The 518-nt window shown below is 40.0% G+C and carries 1 pseudogene; it reads right to left on the bottom strand.

Going from position 1 to position 518, the window contains the following annotated elements:
* Window positions 1-239: pseudogene (locus V7149_RS24150) on the bottom strand (hypothetical protein); the annotation flags it as partial.
* Window positions 240-518: the final 279 nt, after the last annotated feature.

Below are 518 nucleotides of genomic sequence, written 5' to 3'. Positions count from 1 at the left end.
CCTATTAAACTCTTAGCAAATTTTATAATTTCATCAGCCTTTGCTGCAGAAGCTTGCTGATTACTCGTAGAACTAACTGTTGCTGCAGAAGCTTCTATCGGCTGGAAAGGCGACGGAGCTTTCATTGCATCTACTGTTCCTGCAGAAACATTCATCGGCTGCATAACGGATGGAAAGGCACCTAAAGAACTTACTCCTAGCGCAACTGCGAGTGTTGTTGTAACTAAACGCTTATTCATATGTTACCTCCTGGTGTGTGTTTTGTATGACTTGTCCTGATTTTATCATGGAAACGAAAGTGGCTTTTACCACCAAATATTTCCGGTTGGAAATATTACAGACTTCAAACCTTGTCCCCATGGGGTTTACCGGAGTTATTTACAGTTTAGTTACAACCAAAGTAACATTGGAATCCTACGGAAATAACCATATATTTCAAATAAAAAAAATCCATGTACAAAGCATCGGATGTTCGCTAAACAAAAAAAGGGCCGGGCGGTTTGAACTATAACCCGAAT

It is taken from the genome of Bacillus sp. JJ1503, assembly GCF_036965125.1.
In the GTDB taxonomy this organism is placed as follows: Bacteria; Bacillota; Bacilli; order Bacillales; family Cytobacillaceae; genus Cytobacillus.
This window is presented reverse-complemented; position numbering and strand designations above follow the sequence as displayed.